The organism is Microbacterium umsixpiens, from assembly GCF_053543675.1.
Window position 1 is genome coordinate 1 of the sequence record NZ_JBLVOH010000056.1, and the last position, 3,370, is coordinate 3,370.

General features: G+C 68.0%; 3 protein-coding genes. 1 reads left to right on the forward strand and 2 read right to left on the reverse strand.

From position 1 onward, the window contains the following. Positions 1-70: 70 nt before the first annotated feature. Both ACNPM4_RS05700 and ACNPM4_RS05705 read right to left on the reverse strand, forming a co-directional pair. Positions 71-913: an SDR family NAD(P)-dependent oxidoreductase gene (locus tag ACNPM4_RS05700; protein ID WP_448985017.1), complete on the reverse strand. Its 843-nt coding sequence runs from the start codon at positions 911-913 to the stop codon at positions 71-73. An 8-nt stretch (positions 914-921) separates the two neighbouring features. Continuing rightward, entirely contained in the window at positions 922-1,635 is a 714-nt protein-coding gene (locus ACNPM4_RS05705) for a GntR family transcriptional regulator (RefSeq protein WP_448985018.1), read from the reverse strand. A 168-nt stretch (positions 1,636-1,803) separates the two neighbouring features. On the opposite strand from ACNPM4_RS05705, the gene ACNPM4_RS05710 reads away from it, so the two are divergent. Beyond that, entirely contained in the window at positions 1,804-3,342 is a 1,539-nt protein-coding gene (locus tag ACNPM4_RS05710; RefSeq protein ID WP_448985019.1) for an ABC transporter substrate-binding protein, read from the forward strand. Positions 3,343-3,370 lie beyond the last annotated feature (28 nt).

A 3,370-nucleotide genomic window follows, 5' to 3' on the forward strand; every position in this document is an offset into this window, starting at 1 on the left:
GCGAAAGGGGGGAGAGGGAGGGGGGAGAGAAAGGGGGCGAGGGGGAAGGAGCGGGCGAGGGCGGGACGGGCTACGCCGACGGGATGCCGACGAGTTCGGCGCTGCGTTGCCAGAGGGCCTCGGCGAGATCCGGGTCGTTCACCTGGGGATTGACCTTCGTGGTGAGGGTGCGCTCGTCGTAGTACGCGCCGGAGAGCCAGGTCTCGCCGGGGGTGCCCTCGTTGAACCAGCGGAGCGTGTCGCCGCCCTTCTCGGCCCCGATGAGCAGAAGGCGTTTGAGTGGCGTGCGGTACACCAGCCGCATGATGCTCGACGAGTCGGAGGCGAAGTTCGTCTGCACGGTACCCGGGTGGAACGCCACGGCGCTGAGCCCGTCGGCCTGGAACTTCGTGTGCAGGCTCTTCGCGAAGAGGACGTTGGCGAGCTTCGCGTCACCGTAGGCCTTGTTCGGACTGAAGCGTCGGGCGTTGTCGAGGTCGTCGACGTCGATGCGCCCGAAGAGGCGGTGCGCGACGCTCGAGGTGTTCACGACCGCGCCGCCGGACGCGAGCAGCTGCGGCAGCAGCAGGTTCGTGAGCAGGAACGGTGCGAGGTGATTGACCTGCATGGTCTTCTCGAACCCGTCGACGGTCGGGGTTTGATCCCCGAAGATGCCGCCGGCGTTGTTCGCCAGGACGTGGATGCCGTCTTCGCCGACGGCATCCGTGATCTTCTGGGCGAGCGCGCGCACGTCGTCGAGGCGCGCGAAGTCGGCGGTGAACCACTCCGCTCCCGTCTCCTCGCCGACGGCGCGGATCTTCTCGGGGGAGCGGCCCACCAGGAGGAGCCGGTGCGGAGAATCCGCGAGTCGGCGGGCGGCCGCGGCGCCGATCCCGTCGGAAGCTCCGGTGAGGACGATCGTCTGCCGAGGCACGGGTCGCGTCACTCGGCCTCGGCCGAGGGAGTGATGCGCCGGACGGCGCGGGTGACGTGCTCGGCGATCACGGCCTGCGCCCGGTCGGGGTCGCCGCTCGCGATGGCATCCACGATCTGCTGGTGGCTGCGCACATGCTCCTCCTGCTCGGCAGGGTCGAGTGCGGCGTTGGCGGCGTGCAGGAAGCCGGTGATGCGCCCGCGCAGTTGGCCGCTCAACTCATCGAGGAAGCGGTGCTCGGCGAGGTCGGCCAGGGTCTCGTGGAAGAGGCGGTCTTGGCGCAGCACCTCGTCGATGTCGCCCGGCGCCGCATCCGACATCGCCTGGATGATGGCGCCGAGGCGGGTGGCGGAATCGTCGTTCCACCGCTCCTGCACGCGGATGGCCATGAACTGCTCGAGCACGATCCGCAGGCTCGAGATCTCCTCCAGGTCTTGCGCGCTCAGCTGCGCGACGCGGGCGCCGCGGCGGGGCTCGCGGGTGATCAGGCGCTCCTCGGCCAGGCGGGTCAGGGCCTCGCGGACCGGGATGTGACTCACGCCGAGCCGGTCGGCGAGCTTGCGCTCGACCAGGCGCTCGCCGGGGGCGAGCTCTCCGGAGTGGATGGCCGCGCGCAGCTCATCCGCGACCTGTTCGGCGATGTTCTGATCCGAGACGCTGCGCACCGTGGCTCTCCTGTCTGTGCCGGAACCCGCGAGCCGTTCTCGGCCGAGTTCCTGCATCGACCGATGCTATGGCAAATTCACCGCCGTGGCGGGATACGGGTCCGGGTGGGCGTAACGAGAACGTAATCGCATTCGCCCGATTCGCACTAGACGCAGCCGGGGGTTTGCTACATGCTATAGCGAAACCCTTCCACCCGAATGCATCACCGACACTTGGAGGCACCCATGTCGCGTCGTCGTGTATTGCTCGGCGGAGCAGCGTTGCTCACCGCCGCGCTCCTCATCGCTGGCTGCAGCAGCACCCCCTCGACTCCTGACGGCCAGACGCAGGACGGCGGCACCTTGACCGTCGCCGCCGCTCAAGGCATCCCGCAGCTGAACCCCGCCATCCGCACCTTCGCCTGGGAGGAGGTGCTGTTCCCCCTGCTCTGGAACGGTCTGACCAAGACCGATGAGTCGGGCGAGATCGTCGGCGACCTCGCCGAGAAGTGGGAGGCGTCGCCGGACCAGAAGACCTGGACCTTCACCCTCCGGGACGGCGTCACGTTCTCGAACGGCGAGGCCTTCACCGCCGAGGACGCCGTCGCATCGTTCGACTACTACCTCGACCCGGAGACCGCGACCCAGGAGAAGAACAAGATCGACATGGTCACGGACGTCACGGCGCCCGACGAGAAGACCGTCGTCATCACCCTCTCCGAGTCCATCGCGACCTTCGCGGCCGGCATCGTCTGGGTCAAGATGCTCGACGTCGATGCGCTCGCCACGATCGACAAGGAGCCGATCGGCACCGGCCCGTACATCGTCGATGCGTTCACGCCCGACGACAGCCTGACCCTCGTGCCGAACCCCGAGTACTTCGGTGAGGAGCCGGTCCTCGACGAGATCACGATCGTCAAGGCCGCAGAGTCCACGGCCGCGGTCACGGGGCTGCGCTCGGGCGACATCGACGTGCTGTGGTCCGTACCGCAGGGCGATGTGGCCGGGCTCGAAGGCGGCGGCGACATCGCGCTCGTCAAGCCTGACAACCCCAGCCAGTGGCCGTCGTGGGAAGTCGACACCCAGTCCGCGCCGTTCAACGATGTGCGCGCACGCCAGGCTCTCGCCTACGCGACCGACCGCGAAGCGATCCTCGAGGCGGCGTACTACGGGCAGGGCACGGTCTCACCCACGAACAACGCCCTCGGCGAGGTCAACCCGTGGTTCGGCGGCGACCTGACCGACTACTCGTACGACCTCGACAAGGCGAAGGAGCTGTTCGCCGAAGCGGGCATCACCGAGGGCAGCACGCTCACCTGGTGGGGTATCGCGGGGCAGTACCCGGAGTGGAACACGAGCGGTGAGATCCTGCAGGCGAGCCTGAAGGAGATCGGCATCACGCTGAAGATCGACAACAACGACATCGGCACCTGGGTGGACTCGTTCTACCCGGCGGGCAAGAGCTTCCCCGGTTACATCGTGCCGAACTTCCAGTCGACGCCGCCGGAGCCGGCCTATTCGCTGAACTTCTATCTCGAAGGCCGTTGCGAGTGCAACTGGGTCGACCCCGACTTCCAGACCGCGTTCGCGGATGCCGTGGCCGAGCCGGACGAGGCCGCCCGAGCCGAGAAGTGGGGCACGGTGCAGACGATCGTCAACGAGCAGGTCCCGCTGATCGTGCCGCTGCAGTCGACGGTCGTCACGGCGACGAGCACGAAGGTCGACGGCGTGTGGGTCGAGGGCGGCGGACAGCTGCACCTCGAGAACGCTCAGCTCAAGGGCTGACGTGGCTCTGTCCATCCTTCGGCGGGTG

What these genes read in the sequence shown, in the direction of transcription:
- ACNPM4_RS05705 (WP_448985018.1), bottom strand. Translation starts at nt 1,635, where the DNA reads ATGCAGGAACTCGGCCGAGAACGGCTCGCGGGTTCCGGCACAGACAGG.
- ACNPM4_RS05710 (WP_448985019.1), top strand. Translation starts at nt 1,804, where the DNA reads ATGTCGCGTCGTCGTGTATTGCTCGGCGGAGCAGCGTTGCTCACCGCC.